Source organism: Pseudomonas sp. R5-89-07 (assembly GCF_003851685.1).
In the GTDB taxonomy this organism is placed as follows: Bacteria; Pseudomonadota; Gammaproteobacteria; order Pseudomonadales; family Pseudomonadaceae; genus Aquipseudomonas.
The window spans coordinates 2309756-2330260 of sequence record NZ_CP027727.1 but is presented as its reverse complement, the minus strand read 5'-3'; the positions used below and the strand labels follow the sequence as shown (position 1 = coordinate 2330260).

The following is a 20505-nucleotide window of genomic DNA, read 5'->3' as shown; positions in this document are numbered from 1 at the left end:
AGAATGAACGCGGCGCCTGGAGGTTTTTCGCGAGCAAGCTCCCTCTTACATTGGCAATCAGATATGCCCCTGGGAATCAGGGGCATGTGGGTTTAAAGAATCGGTTTACCGCCCGTCACGCCATAGCGCTCGCCCGAGATATAACTGCCCTCATCCGACGCCAGCAGCACATAAATGGGCGCCACTTCCACCGGCTGGCCGGGGCGTCCCAGCGGCGTGTTGCCGCCGAAGTCCTTCACCATGTCTTCAGTCATCGTCGACACGATCAACGGCGTCCAGATCGGCCCCGGCGCCACGCTGTTCACACGGATCCCGCGCTCGCCGAGCATCTGCGCCAGCCCGGCGGTGAAGTTGGCAATCGCGCCCTTGGTGGCCGCATACGGCAACAGCGACGGGTTGGGCATGTCGGAGTTGACCGAGGTGGTGTTGATGATCGAACTGCCTTCGGCCATGTGCGGCAGTGCCGCCTTGCAGATGCGGAACATCGCCGTGATGTTGATGTTGAAGGTCTTCACCCAGTCCTCATCGGGAATGTCTTCCAGCGATTGGTAGGTCATCTGGAACGCGGCGTTGTTGACCAGCACATCGATACGCCCGAACTGTTTCACGGTGTCGTTGACGATGGCCGTGCACTGGGCCGCGTCGCCCAGGTCGCCTGGCAACAGCAGGCACTGACGCCCCGCCGCCTCGACCCAGCGCGCGGTCTCCTTGGCATCCTCATGCTCGTCCAGATACGACACGGCAACATCGGCGCCTTCGCGAGCAAAGGCAATCGCCACCGCACGCCCAATGCCGCTGTCGGCACCGGTAATGAGCGCAATCTTGTTGGCCATCCGGCCTGAGCCCTTGTAGCTTTGCTCGCCGCAATCGGGCATCGGCTCCATCTTGCGCTGGTCGCCGGGCACGGGCTGCTGTTGTGGCTTGAAGGGTGGTTTTGGGTAGTGAGTCATCGGATTCCCTCCTGTGTGTGGTTAGTGTTGCGAGGGCTGGCCGAGCACGATAGTTCAGAGCAATTTTCACAAAATCGGATGACCGTACCCCCGGGGTTTGCGCCACTCGTCCGATTGAATAAACCTTTGCGATGCACACCCCCTCAACCTAGGAGTGAACGCCCGTTGGGGTATCGAGTAGTGTCGAAGCGTTCTGTTACACAGCGCTTTTCAGCTATATTCCGCTATTCGTTTTTCTCCCATCCCGATTCAAATTCATGCCCTGCGCAGTTAACCAAGGTTGGTAATTATGAAGTCTGCCCCCCCGCGGTCGCCCAATGTTCCGCAACGCAAGGATGTGATCCCCAGCACCTTGAATTTTCCAGTGGTGGGCATCGGCGCGTCAGCGGGCGGGTTGCAGGCGGTGAAGGCGTTTTTCGAACACATGCCCCAAGACTGCGGCATGGCGTTTGTGGTGATCCTACACCTGTCCCCCGACCATCAAAGCGTGGCGGATAAAATCATTCAGGAATCGACCCGTCTGCCGGTGATGCAAGTCAGCGAAACGACGCCCATCGAAAAGAACCGGGTGTACGTGATTTCGCCAGCGCAGCACCTGTTGATGAATGATGGCTATCTGTCTGTCTCGCCATCGGTGCGCGAGGGCGGCTCGCACATCGCCATCGACCTGTTCTTTCGCGACCTGGCAGACACCCACAAAGAACGTGCGTTTTGCCTGGTGCTGTCGGGCACCGGTTCGGACGGCGCAGTCGGCGTTTCGCGAATCAAGGAACAAGGCGGCATCACCCTGGTGCAATCGCCGGAAGACGCCGAATACGACGGCATGCCACTGGCGGCCATCGAAACCCAGATGGTCGACCTGGTACTGCCCGTGGTGGAGATGCCGCAAAAGCTGCTGGAGCTGTGGCGCAACGCCCAGTCCATCATCCTGCCCACCGCCAATGACCCCGAGATCAAGACCACGCCGCCAGGCACCGAGCGTGACGCGGCCGTCGCCGAACAGCTGCTGCTGGATATCCTGATTCAACTGCGCCTCAACACCGGCCACGACTTCAAGCACTACAAGCGGGCCACAGTGCTGCGTCGCATCGAGCGACGCTTGCAAGTCACCGCCCAACCGGACCTGGCCAGCTACTACGAATACCTTCAGGGGCACCCCGAAGAAACCAAGGCGCTGCTCGGCGACATGCTGATCGGCGTCACGAATTTCTTCCGCGACCGCGAGGCCTTCGAAGCCCTCGAACGCGATGTGATCCCCAACCTGGTCAAGTCACTGGAAGACACCGTCCCCAAGCGCGAAGAAGTGCGTATCTGGTCGGCCGGTTGTTCCACTGGCGAGGAAGCCTACAGCCTGGCGATGCTGGTCGCCGAGCAACTGGCGCTGGATGCCAGCGATGCAAAAATGCAGGTGTTCGCCACCGACATCGACGAGCGTGCGATTAACCACGGGCGTAACGGGGTGTACCCCGAAGCGATCATTACCGATGTGCCGCCGTCGCGCCTGCGCCAGTACTTCGCCAAGGAAAAAAACCAGCACTATCGGGTGCGCAAAGAGATTCGTGAAAAGGTGCTGTTTGCCAAGCACAGCCTGCTGAGCGATCCGCCCTTCTCGCAGATCGACCTGATCGTGTGCCGCAACCTGCTGATCTACCTGGACCGCGAAGTGCAGCGCGACATCCTGCAGATGTTCCATTTTGCGCTGCGCCCCGGCGGCTACCTGTTCCTGGGCTCTTCGGAATCTGCCGACGGCTGCCTGGACCTGTTCGTACCGGTGGACAAGCGCAACCGGATTTTCCGCGTGCGCGCAGGCTCGGCGGCGATGCGTCGCGCGCCCACCATGCCGCGTGGCGGCTACCTGCGCACCAACGCCACGGTCGCCCCCATACAGGCCAAGATCCCCAACAAGGTGTCGTTCGCCGATATTCACCTGCGCGCCCTGGAGCGAGCCGCGCCGCCGAGTGTGATCGTGGACATGCAGGCCGACATCCTGCACATGAGCGAAGGCGCGGGCCGCTTCCTGCGCCATGTGGCGGGGGAAATGACGCGCAACCTGCTGGCGCTGGTGCATCCGGACCTGCGCCTGGATATCCGCACCACGCTGTTCCAGGTCCAGCAATCGGGGCTCTCGGTGACGTCACGCAAAGTGCGGATAGAACGCGACAACGCGCACTACCTGGTGGATATCACCGCCCTGCCGTACCAGGACGATGCCACCGAAAGCGACTATGTGCTGGTGATTTTCCAGGAGAGCGAAGTCGACCCGCAGCACGCCGAAGACAGCGCCATCGGCCATGCCGAAAACCAGATGATGAGCAACCTGGAGCGCGAACTGCAACGCACCAAGCTGCACCTGCAGGACACCATCGAACAGGCCGAGGTCTCCAGCGAAGAACTCAAGGCCTCCAACGAGGAAATGCAGGCGGTCAACGAAGAGTTGCGCTCGGCCACCGAAGAGTTGGAAACGAGCAAGGAAGAGTTGCAGTCGATCAACGAAGAACTGCTGACGGTCAATTTCGAACTCAAGACCAAGGTGGAAGAGACCGACAAGGTCAACGACTACCTGACCAACCTGATCGCCTCCACCGATATCGCCACGGTCTTCGTCGACCGCAACATGCGCATCCGCTGGTTCACGCCACGGGCGACGGATATTTTCAGCATGTTGCCGGTGGACACCGGGCGCTCGTTGATGGACATCACCCATCGCCTCGACTATCCGCAAATGACCGAAGACGCCACCAACGTGTTCGAGTCGCTGAGCATGATCGAGCGCGAAATCAGCAGCAAGGACGACCGCTGGTATATCGCGCGCCTGCTGCCCTACCGCTCCAGCGAAGACCATATCGATGGCACGGTGCTGACCTTTATCGACATCACCAAGCGGCGCCAGGCCGAAGAAGAACTGCGCCTGGGTGAAGAGCGCATGCGCCTGGTCGCTGACAGCACCCATGACTTTGCCATCATCATTCTGGACGATCATGGCGCGATCACCGACTGGAATACGGGCGCCGAGTTGATCTTCGGCTACACCAAGGACGAGGTGATGGGCGCGTATTATGACTTGATCTTCTCGCCTGAGGACCGTACCGCCGGTATCCCGGAAAACGAACTGCGCGCGGCCCGCGAACACGGGCGCGGCGAAGACGAGCGCTGGCATGTGCGCAAGGATGGCAGCCGGTTCTATTGCAGCGGTGAAGTCACCCAACTGACCAGCAACAGCCTGCAGGGCTACGTCAAGATCGCCCGTGACCTCACCGGGCACAAGCGCACCCAGGATGAGCAAAGTCAGCGCTTGATGGAAACCCAGACCAAAAGCCACCTCAAGGATGAGTTCTTCGCGGTGATGTCCCACGAACTCAAGCATCCGTTGAACCTGATCCAACTAAATGCCGAGCTGTTGCGTCGCCTGCCGGCGACCAAGGCCACCGGCCCGGCGGTGAAGGCCGTGAACACGATCTGCGAAGCGGTCTCGAGCCAGGCGCGCATCATCGACGACCTGCTGGATGTGGCCAGGGTACGCACCGGCAAGCTCAAGCTGAAAAAACAACCGATCGACCTGATCCGCACGCTTGAGGATATCCACGCGGTGGTGCTCGCCGATGGCCATCGTTGCCAGGTGACCCTGCAAAAGCCCGCGGTTCCGGCGACCCTGTTCGTAGACGCCGACCCGACGCGCCTCGAACAGGTGATCTGGAACCTGGTCAACAACGCGCTGAAATTCACCCCGAACGACGGCCGCGTGCAGTTGGTAGCCAGCCGTACCGAGGGGTATGCGCGGTTGGACGTGATCGACAGTGGGGCCGGGCTCGCCGAAGACAGCCTGGAGAAAATCTTCGATCTGTTCGGGCAGGCAGAAAACCAGCATCAGACCCATCAACGCGAAGGGCTGGGTATCGGCCTGTCCCTGGTACGGCAACTGGTGGAAGCCCACGGCGGCACGGTCAGCGTTCAGTCCGAGGGGTTGGGCTTTGGCTGCACCTTCTCGATTTCGCTGCCACTGTCCGCGCAACAGGACCGCCTGCCTCTTTCCAATGCCATAGCATCCTCGGATGAGCGCCTGAGCGGCGTCAAGGTGTTGCTGGTGGACGACTCTGCGGACGTGCTGGAAGTGCTGAATATGCTGCTGGAGATGGAAGGCGCCGAGGTGAGTGCTTTCGATGACCCGTTGAACGCGCTGGAAGTGGCCGGCGACACGCCCTACGACCTGATTATTTCGGACATCGGCATGCCGAAGATGAATGGCCATGAGCTGATGCAGAAATTGCGGCAGATCAGCCATCTCCAGCAGGTACCCGCCATCGCGTTGACCGGTTATGGGGCCAGCAGTGACCAGAAAAAAACCGCTGAGTCAGGCTTCAGTACGCATGTCAGCAAGCCGGTCACCCATGATGCCTTGATCAGCCTGATCGAAAGCCTGTGCCGCTCGCGCCGCTAAGTGGGATTACTCATAAGGGATGACCGAGATCTTGCCGTTACGCTCCAGAATCGCGAAGCGGATGTGCTTGATCTCGAGAATTCCCTGGGCCGACCGCGCCGCCTCGAGAATATCGTCTTCATCCAGGCGTGCGCGCTTGAGGCGTTCGTGGAGCACTCGGCCCTGCTCTACCACCACCGTCGGGCCGCCGTCGAGCAAGCGTGAAAACCACCGCGAACGCTGCTTGACCAACGAAAACCCGATGTCGATGGCGATCAGCGTGACGATCACCAGCACCGCATTGGTCAGCGAAAAATCATCGCCCAACAACGCCTGCTGGGTGGCCTCACCGATCACCATCAACAACACTAGGTCGAAGGTGGTGAGTTCGGCGAGTGAGCGCCTGCCGGCGACCTTGAACAGCACCAGCAATACCAGATAAATCGCAACCGCGCGCAAGACTGAGTCCATGACTGCCCCCTAGGGATAAATGAACTGCGAGACGTCCACCGTTGCGCCGTTGGCCAGCGACACCTGAGTGTCGAAACTGCCGACGCCGTCACTGCGCAGGGTCAGATGCAGCGTGGCGCGCCCTTGATCGTCGGTCAGTGTCCACAGCTTCACGCCCTCTCCCGCCGTGCTGGCCTTGAGCGGCTGGGGCTGGAGCATTTCCACATTGAAGCCCTGCAACAGCTCGCCGTTGATCTCCAGTTCCAGTGGCTTGCCCGCGACGCCTTGCATATGAATAACCAGCGCGTCGGAGGAACCATTGCGCAGGAAGCGCTGGTATTCGACGCGCAGCTGGCCATTGGCGCTGCGCACCTCGGTGGTGCTCAACGGCCCCTTGGAGAACAGCCCCGCCAGGGTCAGTACGATGAGTACCACCAGCCCATACCAACCCAGTCGCTCGAAGCGCCAGATTCGGCGTTGCTGAGGCATGTCTTCACGTACCGGATAGTCGCGGCTGTGCAGGTCGTCAGGCTCTGACTCGCGCATAACCTGCCCTCTTGTCAGCCCTTGCTGTGCTCCGGCGAAGACGGCCCTTTGGTCACGCCGCGTGGGCCGTACACCGCCCATATCACCGCGCCGAGCAGCGGCAGCAAGACCACCACGGCGGTCCACCCCGCCTTGCTCCCTGAGGAGTTCTCGCTACGCCACACGCTGTTGAGGACCCACAGGTCGATCAACAGCAGGATGATCATCAAGCCAATCCAGAAATACGTCACTTGCATGGTGCACCTCCCGGTTATGCACATTAGGTTGGCCGGGCGGTCGCAGGGTTCAGATTTTTTCGGCTGGCGGATGCCGGATCTAAATTAACGATGGTTCTAACGGAACTGAATCGTTGAATTGATCAATATTTCAAAGATAAGCAAATTGATACCGCCCCGTTCCAGGCCGGTCACAACCTTACCGGAACCTGTTGAAGAAGGACTTACGCCATGCAATACAACGACACTTATGCAAAACGGATGGCCTGCCGCCAATTGGCATTGGAGCAAAACCAGAAGCTGTTAAATGAAGCCAACGCCATCAGCCGCAGCGCGTTCGACCTGCTCGAACGCGCCGATTTCGATAGCGTACTGTTCGATGAATACCTGCGCCTGCGCGCAAAGGCCCAAACCCTGTTCCGTGAAGCGATCGATCATCTGGGCGTACTCAACACACACTTTCCGGTGCCCACACCCAGCGTGGCGAGCGAGGACGCAAAAGTTGCCCGGCGTGAAAAGGAGGTGGCGTGATGAACAACTCACGACGGGCCTGGGAACTGGCGATGGTATTGGTCGCCAATGGCAAGATCCCGTTCGACCCCGCCAACCCGGGCGGATCGGTGAAGATCCTGTCGCGGCATCTGGAGGCGCTGGAAACCGCACTGCGTGAAGAGGCGATGGCAGACATGCCGGTTGAGCGCTTGCGCAATGTCGGCAGTCGTCGGCCGGCATTGGCGTGTGCCGATTGAGGTTAACCCTGTGGGAGGGGGCTTGCCCCCTCCCACAATTGAGTCACAGCGCAAAACCATTACGCCCTGCCGACTTCGCGCTATAAAGCGCCTTGTCCGCCGCCTCGACCAAGCCGAGCGCCGGCTCCAGCCCATCACCCGCTGCCGCCGCAACGCCGACACTCACACTCACGCGCTCGAATGGGCTGCCCGGATGGGCGATATTGGCATGCTGCAGTTGTTCAAGGATCAGTTGCGCCACCACGGCCGCGCCTTCACCGTCGGTCGCGGGCATGATGATCGCGATTTCTTCTCCGCCATAACGCGCCACCAGGTCCGAAGGGCGCCGCACGCAGGTTTCCAGCAGCTTGCTGACCCTTTGCAGGCAGGCATCGCCGGCGACGTGGCCGAGGGCATCGTTGTAGCGCTTGAAGTAGTCGATATCGATCATCAGCAAGGCCAGCGTCGTGCCGTCGCGTTGTGCCCGGCGCGCTTCCAGGGCCAGGGTCTCATCAAAGCAGCGGCGGTTGGCCAGGCCGGTCAGCGCGTCCTTCATCGCCAATAACTCAAGCTGTCGATTGGACTCGAGCAGCTGTTGCTGCGCAACACGCAGCGCCTCTTCGGCCAGGGTTCGGCGGCGGATATCGAGGATCAGAAACCAGCCGATCAAACCGGTCAGCCCCAACAGCCCCATCACCACCACGGCCGACAGCGCAGCTTCTATTCGCCAGGCCGCCAGCGCTTCGTGCTTGCCCAGGGCGACGGTGGTGATCAACGGCAGGTTTTCGCTTTTGCGGAACGCATACAGCCGCTCTACCCCATCCAGGCTGGACGTGTACGAAGCGGTGCCGACGGAGCGGTCGACCAGATACTGGGAATAGATCGGCGAGGTGGAAAAGTTGCGGCCCATGTCCTGCTCGCGGAAGGGATAGCGCACCAGCAAGGTGCCGTCGGTATAAGACAAACCGATCGCGCCGTCCTGGCCGATGTCGAGCTTGCCGAACACGCGTAAAAAGTTTTCCACCCCCAGGGTCACGGCCACCACCCCGGCAAAGTTGCCGGTCGCGTCATTGAAGCGTCGGCTGACGGTCACCACCCATTCATGTTTGCTATGGCTCTGGATCGGCGGGCCGATGAAGGGCTCACGGCTCGGATCGTCGCGATGGTGAATGAAATAGGCACGTGCGCTGCTGTTGGCACCCGCCGGTATCACGCGATTGGACGACATCAGCCAGCGCCCCTGCTGGTCATAGATGGTAATGCCGCTCAGTTGCGGCATCAGCGGCTGCTGTCGACGTATCAGCGCGCCGATGCGCTCGATCTGCGCCGCGCCACTGCCTTCGGTTTCCAGGCGTTCGACCAGCCCCAGCAACAACAGCGCGCTCTGGCGCACGATTCCTTCGGTGTAGGTATTGAGCGCCTGGGTGAGGTTCAAGCCATGCACGTCCACCTCCGCCAGCGCACGCTCGCGGGAGGACAGGACTTTCCAGATCGTCAACGAAGTCAGGGAACAGCCGATCACCAACAGCAAAAGCATCACAAGGCGGGTATCACGCTTCACGTCAGCACCTTAAGGAAGTCCGGTTTCCATTCCAGCCATCAAACGAACGTCGGTACTCACAGCGGCCACCGGTTCCGGGGCGCAAGCATACAAGCAGTCTGGCGGGGCTGCAGCAACAGAGTGTGCAACGACCACCCCGCCGTTCGAAGGCGGCGCCCGCAAGGGTCGACGTCGGCGCTGGATCACGTTGCGCTTTGGTCCTCGTTCAAACAACACACTGGAGACTAAGCGAGCAACAAGTTGCGCCATTATTTCAATATCAACCGCGGCCCCTCTACAGTAAAAAAGTTATACGAAGCGGCCTCGGGAATGCTCATTTGTACAAGTTTTTTGCTACTCACTACCGTTCATCGCCATTTCTAAAAATTTTCAAAACATCTGCCCGCTTGCTCTTATCGGAGTAGATGTCCGTTGCATAAATGGGCAACTAGCGAAACGACAATTGAACTTGGAGTATTGTTATGACCACGAGTAATAAAAACCCTGGCAACTTCGCTAACGATCGCGAAAAAGCGTCGGAGGCGGGAAAGAAAGGTGGCCAGTCGTCAGGCGGCAACTTTGCCAACGACCGCGAAAAAGCGTCGGAAGCGGGGCGTAAAGGCGGCCAGAACAGTCATGGTGGTGGGCGCAAGTCATAACGAAGGGCATTAATCATGCGAGCGTCAACTAATTACCAGCGTGGTGAATTACATCACCGGCCGATAGTGGAAGTGCGAACCGAGGCGCAGTCGGGCATGCGTTCAAACACCGCGACGTGTTACGAACATCGGCGCGGCGTTGAACTAGCTGAAGCAACTATCGGTTTGCCGCAGAGTCCACCATTGTGCGAGAGACACTTATAGCCAGTGCGTCAGCGCGGCGAAGTGTAAGTTCCCTGCAAGATCGAAATGAACGTTGCATAACCGACATAACGACGAGGTAACTGAACATGAGTACTCAAGACAAAAAAGGCCAAATGAGCGTCAATGAAGCCGGTAAAAAAGGTGGTGAAGCCACGTCTGCCTCTCACGATAAAGAGTTCTATCAGGAGATTGGCAGCAAAGGCGGTCAAAACAGTGGCGGGAACTTCAAGAATGACCCGGAACGGGCCGCCGAAGCGGGTAGCAAAGGCGGTCAAAACAGCGGCGGGAACTTCAAGAATGATCCCGAACGCGCCGCCGAGGCGGGCCGCAAAGGGGGCCAGAACAGTGGCGGCAATTTCGCCAACGACCGCGAGAAGGCTTCTGAAGCCGGGCGTAAAGGCGGCGAAAACAGCCACGGTGGTGGCCGCAACAGTTGATGTGCTTGATGCAGGGGAGCAGTGCTCCCCTGCTTTCATTGATGAGGGACACCATGCCTTTACACATTATCAATTTTACCGGCCCTGTTACCGCTTCAACCTGCAGCCAACTGATCGAAAAAGCCTCGTTGGCCGTGCAGCAGGATGCTTCAGGCCTGGTAGTGAACATCGCGACCATGGGCGGCGAATGCAGCTACGGGTTTACGATGTACAACTTCCTTTTGTCCCTGCCGATCCCGGTGCATACGCATAACCTGGGCACGGTAGAGTCGATGGGCAATATCATTTTTCTGGCCGGTGAACGCCGAACCGCCTGTATTCACAGCAAATTCCTGTTTCATCCGTTTCACTGGCATGTGCAAGGCGCCGTCGACCATTCGCGGATGTCCGAGTACGCGATGAGCCTCGATTATGACTTGCAGCTGTATGCACGCATCGTGGCCGAGCGCACCGCCGATGCCGATGAAACGCTGGAAACGGAAAAGTACCTGATCGCAGCGCCGCGCATTCTTGACCCGCACCAGGCACTGGCGGCCGGCCTGATCCATGCGATCGAGCTACCGGTGATCAAGGCGGAGTTCGTGAGCAGCTTCGTTCACTCCTAGCGCCGCTGATCAATCGGGCCCGCAATGCACAGAGCAACGTTGCAACCGAACGTGATCCGCCCCGCTGTCGGATCGCGATACTGGCATTAAAATATCAACTAATCGCTTGTTTGAAAATTTCGCTTTTTATTGTTGAAAACGTCCGCCCAATCATGAATGGTGGCAATTCATTCAGGGAGGAACCGATGTGCACCCTTTACAAGCGAACCGCCGTTGCGTTCAATGCAAGGAATTCTATGAATCGTCCACGGGTGAACCCGATTTCCTGGTGGCAACAGCGTCTGAAATGCTTTGCCCAGCGTGCAAAGAAATGTATACGGACGAGTTGATGAAAGTTGCACTTCAACGCAGTGTACAGAAGTTATATCAGCTGCAGGAGCGTCGAATAAAACAGTAACTCTCAACTACCATCCATCATTCGGGCGGTGGTGGAACGTAGGGCTTTGCAATAAACGGAACGCTGCCAGACGGACGCCACCTTACATTTTCAAGCCCATAGCGCTCGGCAAGTGGCTTGCTTACTCGTTTGATCTTTTCATTACGCGACCTTGGGATTATACCGATCCCCGCGTCGCAGCATGCCCAATGCCACGCCTCTGCGTTATTCATGAACTCGGCTCTTATAATGAAAGACTTCGGCTCATGCTGATAGTCGTACTCGATGATATATAAAGAATTTTTCATAGCCGCTCCTTCTGATTTTTTGTGGTTTTATCAGAACGAAGGTTCAGAATTTTTCTTATCTAAATGGCCGGCATTTACTGATTTAAAGCAGAACAACCATTCGTCGGCCGTTCCTGAAAAAAATAAAACCGCTGCTATTTTCCTGATTCTTAATAGTGAGTCTGTTCACTCCAGGCTCTTGGTAAAAACTCCTGTCTTGCCCGTACTTTGTGCGGGCTTTTTTTCATGGCAGCTTTATATGGCTAATCAGCGTGTTCGAACTGGCCGGTACTCTTGGCTAGATACGTGCGATCACCCTTATATACGCAAGGGTTATTACTTGGGTCTGGACCCCGAGGTCTATGTGTGTGTGCGCTGTGGCGAACAGCGCAGGCCCGAGCGGTGGGACGACTTTGCGCGTCGACGCATGCCGCCCAAGGGGCCTCTAAACAATCTGTAACCCTTGAACTGATAATCAACGCCAACCCAAAACACCTTTCATCCCCCATCGTGAAATGCAGTGGAACCTCAAACGGCGCGCAATTTTCTACCGCAAACACACCCGCTGGAGGACTGGAAACATGACTGAGCATCCACTGATAGCGAACCATACCCCTCAAGACACCCACCGACGCGGCACGCTGACCAAGGCTGAACGTGCGCTGTCACTGACGACCGGCGCTGCCTTGTTGCTGCACGGCTGGCGCAAAGGCGGATTGAGCGGCGCGTTGCAGACCGTGGCAGGCGCCTACGCCGTAGTTCGCGGCACCGCCGGCCATTGCAGACTCAAGCAGGCGCTGACGCCGACGCCCTTCGAACAGCAGTTCAGTCGCGAGCATCACTGGCCGCTCAGTGAGGCGATCACGCGCAGTATCACGATCAATCGCCCGCTTGAGGAAGTGTCTGCCTTCCTCGCCAGGCCCGAACAGATCGGCCCGTTGCTGCGCTGGGTCGACAGCGTCGAGCAGCTGGCGCCGGACACTACCCGCTGGACACTGCGCGCACCCGCCGGCAAGCGCGTGCAGTGCACACTGATCCAGAGCCAAACCCAAGAGCCTGCGGTATTGCATTGGAAAACCCCAGGCGATGCGCGCTGGGCCCATGACATTAGCCTCTCGCTCTCACCCGCTCCGGCAGGCCGTGGCACCCAGGTCAGGGCGGTGGTGGTATGCAAGCCGGCCATGGGCAAATTGGGCTACGGGCTGGCGCGGGCGATCAGCCTGTTCAGTGACAAAGCCCTGCTCAATGCGCTGCAAGCGGTGAAACAACAATTGGAAACCGGCGAGGTCAGCAACAACCGCCTCAGACCGGAACAGGACGACGACTTTTTTTACGTACACGCCGCCGATGACCAAGTGACCACCGATCACTCGACCGTCGAGACCGGCGTCGCCATTGAAGGGGGATCTCACTGATGCGCGCACTCACCTGGCAAGCACCGAATTTGTTGCAAGTCGACAACGTTCCCGACCCGACCATCCTCAATCCCCGTGACGCAATCATCCGCGTCACAATGTCCTCCGTGTGCGGTTCCGACCTGCATTTGCTTGGCGGCTACGTACCGGCCATGAAGCCTGGCGATATCATCGGCCACGAATTCATGGGCGAAGTGGTAGAAGTGGGCAAAGGCATCACCGACCTGCGCCAGGGTGACAAGGTGGTTACCATTTCGATCATAGGTTGCGGCAACTGCGAACCCTGCCAGCGCAGCGATTTCTCCTGCTGCGACAACTCCAATCCCAACCCGTCGGCGACAGACCTTATGTACGGCCAGCCATGCTGCGGCATCCTCGGCTACAGCCATGCGTTCGGTGGCTACCCTGGCAGCCACGCCACCTACGTGCGGGTGCCGTTTGCCGACGTCAACCTGTTCAAGGTGCCCGAAGGCGTCAGCGACGAGCAGGCGCTGTTTGTTTCGGATGCGGCGCCTACCGGTTACTTCGCAGCGGACAACGCCGGTATCCAGCCCGGCGACACCGTGGCGGTATGGGGCTGCGGCGGGGTCGGCCAGATGGCCATTTGCAGCGCGTATCTGCTAGGCGCCGAGCGGGTGATCGCCATCGACCGCTACCCCGACCGGCTGCGCCTGGCGCAAGAGCGCGGCAAGGCGATACCGATCAACTATGAGAAAACCAATGTGCACGAGGCCTTGCTGGAGCTGACTGGCGGGCGTGGGCCGGACCGTTGCATCGATTGCGTGGGGATGGAGGCGCATGGCACCGAGATCGACTATGCGTATGACAAGGCCAAGCAGTTGCTCAGGCTGCATACCGAACGCGGCAGTGTGCTCAGGCAGGCGATACGGGCTTGCCGCAAAGGCGGCACGGTGTCGGTGGTTGGCGTGTATGGGGGGCTGCTCGACAAGTTTCCCATGGGGGCGATTGTCAACAAGGCGCTGACGTTGAAATCGGGGCAGCAGCCGGGGCAGCGGTATGCGGCGACGTTGTTTGAGCATATTCAGAAGGGGGAGTTGGATCCGGCTTATCTGTTGACTCATCCGATGAGTCTGGAGGATGGGGCGCAGGGGTACGCTATGTTCAAGGAGAAGACGGATCAGTGTTTGCGGGCGGTGTTTAGGCCTTGAGCTGTTTTGGGGCTTTTGGTTGCGGGTGAATATCCGTTGTTTGGGTAACGGCGGCTTATGGTTCCGCTCTTACAGCGGGTCACTTTGGAAAAGCCCCAAAGTAACCAAAGGGCTCTTGCCCCACCACTCGGCACCTCGCTCACGCTCGGTGTGCCCGTAATCCGACAGTGATTTGGGGGGCCGCCGCCACGCGCCATCCATGGCGCGGGGCGGCTAAACCGGCGTCCTGCCGGTTTACCCCCCCATCACTGTCGGCTTCCGGCCAGCGTGGTTTGACGGGGCGCTCAAGATCAAAATCAAAAGCGAGGCGGCCTTAGAGCCGACCTGGTCTGAGGGTGCGCGATGGCTCAGCCAATCAATAACCTGTGGCGAGGGAGCTTGCTCCCGCTGGACTGCGTAGCAGTCCCAGTCTTGAAGAGCGAGGGCCGCTTCGCGCCCCAGCGGGAGCAAGCTCCCTCGCCACAGTACGGCACTCATTCTTGCCTATCTACGATGCGCAGCGAGTCGCTTTTGCTCTTGATTTTGATCTCGGTCGCCCCGTTAAACCACGCTGGCCGAACGCGGGCTTGAATCCGTGGGTAACCCGGCAGGACGCCGGGTTAGCCGCCCTGTGCCATGGATGGCGCATGGCGGCGGCCCACGGATTCAAGACCGCGTTCGGGCACACCGAGCCTGGGCGAGGTGCCGAGTGGTGGGGCGAGGACCTTTTGGTTACTTTTGGGTCCTTCCAAAAGTGACCCGCTGTAAGAGCGGAACCATAAGCCGCCGTTACCGCAGCAATGGATATGTACTCGAAATCAGCCAGCCTCCACCGCCGGCGCCACCATCCGATTACACCCATACAACACCACCCCCACCAACACCAACGCCCCACCCCGCAACCACGTATCCAACCCCTGCTGACTAAGCAGAATCAAACACGAAACAACCGCCAGCACCGGCACCCAACTCGGCACACGAAAGTGGCTCTTCTCCACCCTGTCCCGCCGCAGTACCAGCACCGCCACATTGGTACTGAGAAAAACAAATAGCAGCAACAACACCACCGTCTGCGCCAACGCCGCCAGCGTCCCCGTCAACGTCAGCGCAATCGCCACAGCGGTACTGGCAACAATCGCCACCCAGGGCGTACGCCGCTTGGGCAGCACCCGTGACAACGGTTGCGGCAACAACCCCATGCGCGCCATCCCATAGGCCAGCCGACTCGCCATGACCATGGTCAACAGCGCACCATTGGCCACCGCCACCAAGGCAATGAACGCAAACAACTGAGGCGGGATACTCAAGCCCGACGCACGCACCACTTCCAGCAACGGCGCCGACGTGGACGTCAACTTATCCATCGGCAACACCACCGATGCAGCGACACCCACCGCCATGTACACAATGCCGGCGGTGATCAATGCCGCGAACAACGCGCGCGGATACACCTTGCGCACCCCGCGGATTTCCTCCGCCAGGTTGGCTGACGTCTCAAAGCCGACAAACGAATAGAACGCCAGTAACGCAGCCCCCAGCACCGCCACCGTCGGGTTGACGCCGGGCTTGAATTCGAATGCGCGCCCCAGGTTGGCTTCGCCGGACTGCAGGCACCACGCCGCCGCCACCACCACCAACAGCAGCCCGGACAGTTCCACGCAGGTCATGACCATATTGGCGCCCAGCGACTCCTTGATGCCGCGGGCATTGAGCAGCGCAATCACCAGTAGAAAGACCAGCGCCGCCCAATGCGGCGATACATCGATGAACGCGGCGAGGTAGTCGCCAGCGAAGGCCAGTGACAGCCCGGCGGCGCTGGTCACGGCCGCCGCGAGCATGCAAAAGCCCACCAGGAACGAGATCAACGGCGACTTGAAGGCCTTCTCGGCGAACACCGACGCGGCGCCGGCATGCGGGTACTTGGTGACCAACTCGGCGTAGGAGCCGGCCGTGAGCATGGCGAAGAACAGCGCCACCAGCAGCGGCACCCAGATCGCCCCGCCCACCTGGCCGGCGATGGTTCCGGCCAGCGCGTACACGCCTGCGCCGAGCACATCGCCCAGGATGAACAGGAACAGCATCGGCCCGGTCACGGCGCGGCGCAAGGAGGGTTTGGAGGGTTCGGCGTGGCTGAGGCTGGATTCGGTCATGGGCGGCTCTGGCGGCGGGTTGCGATCAGGACTCATCCGGTACGGGCCGGCTGAGGCAGGGCTATCTACAATGGAAAATGCCCGCGCCGCCAAAGTTCATTCATTCGTCAACGTCCAGCGCGCAGGCCGTCAGTCATCGTCGTGGCCGTGGGCGTCGGCGCAGGGCAATCGACCGGATTCGCCGCCGGCAATTCTTTCCGCCTGGTCGATGCCGCGCTTGAGTGCGTCATGCACGGTCCATTCCGCGCCCGGCAACTGCTTGGTGCGTTCAACCACACATTGGCCCGTCGCGGTGTAGACGCAGAGCAGCACTTCAATATCAGCGTCCTCGCGCTCCCGTGCCCTGACTTCGATATGACAGCCGTTTTCCACTTCCTGGGTAAAACACTCTTCGTCCCGCGCCTGTGCAGCCCAGGCATTAAAGGTATTGCCGCGAATGAACATAGCTGTTCTCCAAGACCGTTAGTAGTTGGCCCTCAACTAAGACCTGAACTCTTTAGCAGTGATTCCGTGTGTTTTCCACAACGAAGTCAGCATGCGCCTATATAAAACCCATTAGCGTTTCGCTTGTTAAACCGTTCGTCAGGCGGAGTAACATTTTGTTAAACCAACCCCCGAGGCCTCATTCAAATTGTTCGGGAGCTGGGTGAAACACGCCCCGCCAAGCGGCAGCAAAAGCCAACAGATCCGGGCAGTAGACGATGGTTATCTACTGGCAACGCCCTATCGCCTGGCGTTTATCAAGTGGAGTACGCCAGGCATTAACAAACGCAACGGCAACGTTTCGCTTAACTAACTTGCGAACACGGGCGCGGCTGTTTGGGCAGCGCAACAACGGATGTTTTCACTACAGGAGCACGGCATGAAACGAGCGATGGTTTATTGCCTGGCATCTCTCGCCAGCATCTTCTTGTTAACCGGCTGCAACTTGGTGGTGTTCAACCCCAAGGGCCAGGTTGCAACCGATGAACGCGACCTGATCATTCTTGCCACAGGCCTGATGTTATTGGTGGTGGTACCGGTGATCGTGCTGATGTTCGTATTCGCCTACCGCTACCGGGCGACCAATAAGAAAGCGCGCTACTCGCCACGCTGGGCCAGCTCCCACAAAATCGAAGCGGTGGTGTGGGGCGTGCCGTTGCTCATCATCATCGCCCTGGGTTGGGTGACGTGGGAAACCACCCACGCCCTGGACCCCTATCGCCCGCTCGACTCGGATGCGCCGCCAATCAACGTGCAGGTGGTGGCCACCGACTGGAAGTGGCTGTTCATCTACCCGGACCTGGGTATCGCCAGCGTCAACGAACTCGCCCTGCCAGTGCACACGCCGGTGAGCTTCACCATCACCTCCGATGCGGCCATGACCTCGTTCTTCATTCCCGCGCTGGGCGGGCAGATCTACGCCATGGCCGGCATGCAGACCAAGCTGCACTTGATCGCCAACGAGACCGGCAAGTTCAAGGGCATCGCCGCCAATTACAACGGCCCCGGTTTCTCCGACATGCATTTCGACACGTTGTCGCTGAGCCCCACCGACTTTCAGGCCTGGGTGACCAAGGTCAAAGGCGCGGCAACGCAGCTGGACCAAACCAGCTATGCGCAACTGGCCAAGCCCACCATCAAGCACCCGATCACCTATTACTCGGCGGTACAGGAGCGGCTATTCCTGGACATCGTCGATAAATACGAAGGCATGAACAAAGCCCCTAGAACCAAACGTGCGCAATTGAGCGGCGCGCCAGAGCGCGCCGGTCAACACCCAAGTCTGCTGGCTGAGGAGCGGTAACAATGTTCGGAAAACTGTCGTGGGACGCCATCCCAACCACTGAACCCATCGTGATGTACACCTTGGCCTTCGTCGGGCTGATTGGTGTGACGATGGTCGGGTCCATCACCTGGAAGCGCAAATGGGGCTACCTGTGGCGCGAGTGGTTCACCTCGGTGGACCACAAGAAGATCGGCTGCATGTACATCATCGTCGCACTGGTGATGCTGCTGCGCGGGTTCTCCGACGCGATCATGATGCGTACCCAGCAAGCCATGGCCGCCAGCGGCGGGCCGGGTTATCTGCCGCCGGAGCATTACGACCAGATCTTCACCGCCCACGGCGTGATCATGATTTTTTTCGTGGCCATGCCCTTCGTGGTCGGCCTGATGAACGTTGTGGTGCCGTTGCAGATCGGCGCGCGCGACGTGGCCTACCCGTTTCTCAATGCGCTGAGCTTCTGGCTGTTCGTGGCCGGTGCCCTGCTGGTTAACGTCTCACTGGGAATCGGTGAGTTCGCGCGAACCGGTTGGGTCGCCTATCCACCGTTATCCGGGTTGGCGTACAGCCCCGGGGTCGGGGTGGACTACTACATCTGGTCATTGCAGATATCCGGGATCGGCACGCTGCTGACGGGGGTGAATTTCTTCGTCACGATTCTGAAGATGCGCACCGAAGGCATGACCCTGTTCAAGATGCCGGTATTCACCTGGAATGCGCTGTGTACCTCGGTGCTGATTCTGGCCTCGTTTCCGATCCTGACCGCCACCCTGCTGATGCTGACCCTGGACCGTTACCTGGGCATGCATTTCTTTACCAATGAAGCCGGCGGCAACCCGATGATGTACGTCAACCTGATCTGGGCGTGGGGGCACCCGGAGGTGTATATCCTGATCCTGCCGGCGTTCGGGGTATTTTCCGAAATTGCCGCCACGTTCAGCAGCAAGCGGCTGTTCGGCTACGTGTCGCTGGTGTGGGCGACGATCGCGATTACCGTGCTGTCGTTCATCGTGTGGCTGCACCACTTCTTCACCATGGGCTCGGGGGGCAACGTCAACGCGTTCTTCGGCATCATGACGATGATCATCGCCGTGCCGACCGGGGTGAAGATCTTTACCTGGCTGTTCACCATGTACCGCGGCCGGGTGCGCTTCGAAACCCCGATGCTGTGGACCCTGGGCTTTATCGTAACCTTCAGCATCGGCGGCATGACCGGCGTATTGCTGGCCGTGCCGGGGGCCGACTTCATGCTGCACAACAGCCTGTTCCTGATCGCGCACTTTCACAACGTGATCATCGGCGGCGCGGTGTTCGGCTATATGGCCGGCCTGACCTACTGGTTCCCCAAGGCCTTTGGCTTCCGCTTGAACGACAAGCTGGGGCGCATCGCGTTCTGGTGCTGGCTGATCGGCTTCTATTTCGCGTTCATGCCGTCCTACGTGCTGGGTTTCATGGGCATGACGCGGCGCCTCAACCATTTCGACAATCCGGAATGGCGGCCCTGGCTGCTGCTGGAGCTGGTGGGTGTGGCCATCATCCTCTGCGGTGTGACCGCCCAGGCGCTGCAGCTGTTTATCAGCATTCGCCGCCGTCACGAGTACCGCGACCTCACCGGCGACCCGTGGGACGGACGCACCCTGGAATGGGCCACCGCGTCGCCGCCGCCGCTGTACAACTTTGCCGAGCAACCCAAGGTCAACGACCTGGACGCGTACTGGGGCATGAAGGAGCGCGGCGTCAGCACCCTGAGCCACACCGACTATCGCAGCATCCACATGCCGCGCAATACCGCCTCGGGCCTGATCATCAGCCTGTTCGCGCTGATCTGCAGCTTTGCGCTGGTGTGGCATATCTGGTGGTTGGCGGCATTCGGCCTGGTGGCATCGGTGGTCGCATTCGTGGTGCGCAGCTACGACGAAGACACCGATTATTTCGTGCCCGCAGAGGAAGTGGCGCGCATCGAAACGGCCCGTCTCAAAGACCTGGCAGAGGCTTGACCCATGTCCAATATCGTTATCGAAAAAGACATCGCCCACACCCATGAACAAGGGCATGAAGACGCCGGTTCCCTGAGCCTGTTCGGGTTCTGGATCTACCTGATGACCGACTGCATCCTGTTCGCGACGCTGTTCGCCGGCTATGCGGTACTGCGCGACAGCGTGGCGGGCGGCCCCTCCACGGCGGATATCTTCGAACTGCCTTATGTGCTGGCTGAAACCATGCTGCTGCTGTTGAGCAGCATCACCTACGGCTACGCGATGCTGGCGATGAACCGTGGCGAGCAGTCCCAGGTGCTGCGCTGGCTGGGGCTTACGTTCGTGCTCGGCGCCGGGTTTATCGCGATGGAAATCAATGAATTCCATCACTTGATCGCTGAAGGCTACGGGCCGGAGCGCAGTGGTTTTCTGACCGCGTTCTTCACCCTGGTCGGCACCCACGGCGCGCACGTGTTGACGGGCCTTGTGTGGATGGCGGTGCTGATGGTCCAGGTAAAGCAACGCGGCCTGACCAGCACCAACGCCACGCGGCTCAGCTGCCTGAGCCTGTTCTGGCACTTTTTGGACGTGGTGTGGATCTGCGTCTTTACCGTGATCTATCTGTTGGGGGTGGTGTGAC

General features: G+C 59.5%; 20 protein-coding genes. 12 read left to right on the top strand and 8 right to left on the bottom strand.

The window, feature by feature from the left end; all coding sequences use genetic code 11:
• Nucleotides 1–92: 92 nt before the first annotated feature.
• Nucleotides 93–950, bottom strand: coding sequence for an SDR family oxidoreductase (locus C4J94_RS10800; RefSeq protein WP_124386137.1), 858 nt, complete (start codon nt 948–950; stop codon nt 93–95).
• A gap of 289 nt (nt 951–1239) precedes the next feature.
• On the opposite strand from C4J94_RS10800, the gene C4J94_RS10795 reads away from it, so the two are divergent.
• Complete coding sequence (locus C4J94_RS10795) at nt 1240–5385, top strand: CheR family methyltransferase (protein ID WP_124386136.1); 4146 nt, start codon at nt 1240–1242, stop codon at nt 5383–5385.
• Between the two features lie 6 nt (nt 5386–5391).
• Here C4J94_RS10795 and C4J94_RS10790 read toward each other — a convergent pair whose 3' ends face one another.
• The 3 genes from C4J94_RS10790 to C4J94_RS10780 are packed head-to-tail and all read right to left on the bottom strand — an operon-like array spanning nt 5392 to nt 6596.
• Nucleotides 5392–5835 (bottom strand): DUF421 domain-containing protein, encoded by a 444-nt coding sequence (locus C4J94_RS10790; protein ID WP_124386135.1) that lies wholly within the window; start codon nt 5833–5835, stop codon nt 5392–5394.
• Nucleotides 5836–5844: 9 nt separating this feature from the next.
• Nucleotides 5845–6360: a hypothetical protein gene (locus C4J94_RS10785; protein WP_124386134.1), complete on the bottom strand. Its 516-nt coding sequence runs from the start codon at nt 6358–6360 to the stop codon at nt 5845–5847.
• Between the two features lie 14 nt (nt 6361–6374).
• Nucleotides 6375–6596, bottom strand: a complete 222-nt coding sequence (locus C4J94_RS10780; RefSeq protein WP_124386133.1) for a PLDc N-terminal domain-containing protein — start codon at nt 6594–6596, stop codon at nt 6375–6377.
• A 210-nt stretch (nt 6597–6806) separates the two neighbouring features.
• On the opposite strand from C4J94_RS10780, the gene C4J94_RS10775 reads away from it, so the two are divergent.
• Both C4J94_RS10775 and C4J94_RS10770 read left to right on the top strand, forming a co-directional pair.
• Nucleotides 6807–7106, top strand: coding sequence for a hypothetical protein (locus C4J94_RS10775; RefSeq protein ID WP_124386132.1), 300 nt, complete (start codon nt 6807–6809; stop codon nt 7104–7106).
• Nucleotides 7106–7324: a hypothetical protein gene (locus C4J94_RS10770; protein ID WP_124386131.1), complete on the top strand. Its 219-nt coding sequence runs from the start codon at nt 7106–7108 to the stop codon at nt 7322–7324. The genes C4J94_RS10775 and C4J94_RS10770 overlap by 1 nt, the downstream gene beginning before the upstream one ends.
• 43 nt (nt 7325–7367) lie before the next feature.
• Here the strand turns inward: C4J94_RS10770 and C4J94_RS10765 are convergent, their stop codons facing one another.
• Nucleotides 7368–8864, bottom strand: a complete 1497-nt coding sequence (locus C4J94_RS10765) for a sensor domain-containing diguanylate cyclase (protein ID WP_124386130.1) — start codon at nt 8862–8864, stop codon at nt 7368–7370.
• A 461-nt stretch (nt 8865–9325) separates the two neighbouring features.
• On the opposite strand from C4J94_RS10765, the gene C4J94_RS10760 reads away from it, so the two are divergent.
• The 3 genes from C4J94_RS10760 (at nt 9326) to C4J94_RS10750 (ending at nt 10748) form a co-directional block, all read left to right on the top strand.
• A complete protein-coding gene (locus tag C4J94_RS10760; protein ID WP_076954923.1) occupies nt 9326–9502 on the top strand; it encodes a general stress protein in 177 nt (58 codons plus the stop codon).
• Between the two features lie 290 nt (nt 9503–9792).
• Nucleotides 9793–10143, top strand: a complete 351-nt coding sequence (locus C4J94_RS10755; RefSeq protein ID WP_124386129.1) for a general stress protein — start codon at nt 9793–9795, stop codon at nt 10141–10143.
• 53 nt (nt 10144–10196) lie between these two features.
• Nucleotides 10197–10748: an ATP-dependent Clp protease proteolytic subunit gene (locus tag C4J94_RS10750; RefSeq protein ID WP_124386128.1), complete on the top strand. Its 552-nt coding sequence runs from the start codon at nt 10197–10199 to the stop codon at nt 10746–10748.
• 414 nt (nt 10749–11162) lie between these two features.
• Here C4J94_RS10750 and C4J94_RS27825 read toward each other — a convergent pair whose 3' ends face one another.
• Complete coding sequence (locus C4J94_RS27825) at nt 11163–11432, bottom strand: DUF6555 family protein (RefSeq protein ID WP_124386126.1); 270 nt, start codon at nt 11430–11432, stop codon at nt 11163–11165.
• On the opposite strand from C4J94_RS27825, the gene C4J94_RS27600 reads away from it, so the two are divergent.
• From C4J94_RS27600 to C4J94_RS10730, 3 genes are all read left to right on the top strand, one after another.
• Nucleotides 11410–11871: a hypothetical protein gene (locus C4J94_RS27600; RefSeq protein ID WP_164485568.1), complete on the top strand. Its 462-nt coding sequence runs from the start codon at nt 11410–11412 to the stop codon at nt 11869–11871. The genes C4J94_RS27825 and C4J94_RS27600 overlap by 23 nt on opposite strands.
• A gap of 121 nt (nt 11872–11992) precedes the next feature.
• Nucleotides 11993–12826 carry an SRPBCC family protein gene (locus C4J94_RS10735; protein WP_124386125.1) on the top strand — a complete coding sequence of 278 codons (834 nt, stop codon included), beginning with the start codon at nt 11993–11995 and terminating at the stop codon, nt 12824–12826.
• Nucleotides 12826–13995 carry a zinc-dependent alcohol dehydrogenase gene (locus C4J94_RS10730; RefSeq protein ID WP_124386124.1) on the top strand — a complete coding sequence of 390 codons (1170 nt, stop codon included), beginning with the start codon at nt 12826–12828 and terminating at the stop codon, nt 13993–13995. The genes C4J94_RS10735 and C4J94_RS10730 overlap by 1 nt, the downstream gene beginning before the upstream one ends.
• A gap of 797 nt (nt 13996–14792) precedes the next feature.
• On the opposite strand, the gene C4J94_RS10715 is transcribed toward C4J94_RS10730, so the two are convergent.
• Together C4J94_RS10715 and C4J94_RS10710 are read right to left on the bottom strand one after the other, a co-directional pair.
• Entirely contained in the window at nt 14793–16124 is a 1332-nt protein-coding gene (locus tag C4J94_RS10715; protein ID WP_256657679.1) for an APC family permease, read from the bottom strand.
• A gap of 129 nt (nt 16125–16253) precedes the next feature.
• A complete protein-coding gene (locus C4J94_RS10710) occupies nt 16254–16568 on the bottom strand; it encodes a hypothetical protein (RefSeq protein ID WP_124386123.1) in 315 nt (104 codons plus the stop codon).
• 418 nt (nt 16569–16986) lie between these two features.
• Here C4J94_RS10710 and cyoA point away from each other — a divergent pair, with 418 nt between their 5' ends.
• The 3 genes from cyoA to C4J94_RS10695 are packed head-to-tail and all read left to right on the top strand — an operon-like array spanning nt 16987 to nt 20504.
• Nucleotides 16987–17910 (top strand): ubiquinol oxidase subunit II, encoded by a 924-nt coding sequence (gene cyoA, locus C4J94_RS10705; protein WP_124386122.1) that lies wholly within the window; start codon nt 16987–16989, stop codon nt 17908–17910.
• Nucleotides 17911–17912: 2 nt separating this feature from the next.
• Nucleotides 17913–19886, top strand: coding sequence for a cytochrome o ubiquinol oxidase subunit I (gene cyoB / locus C4J94_RS10700; RefSeq protein WP_124386121.1), 1974 nt, complete (start codon nt 17913–17915; stop codon nt 19884–19886).
• A gap of 3 nt (nt 19887–19889) precedes the next feature.
• Nucleotides 19890–20504: a cytochrome o ubiquinol oxidase subunit III gene (locus tag C4J94_RS10695; protein WP_124386120.1), complete on the top strand. Its 615-nt coding sequence runs from the start codon at nt 19890–19892 to the stop codon at nt 20502–20504.
• The last annotated feature ends 1 nt before the right edge of the window (nt 20505 follow it).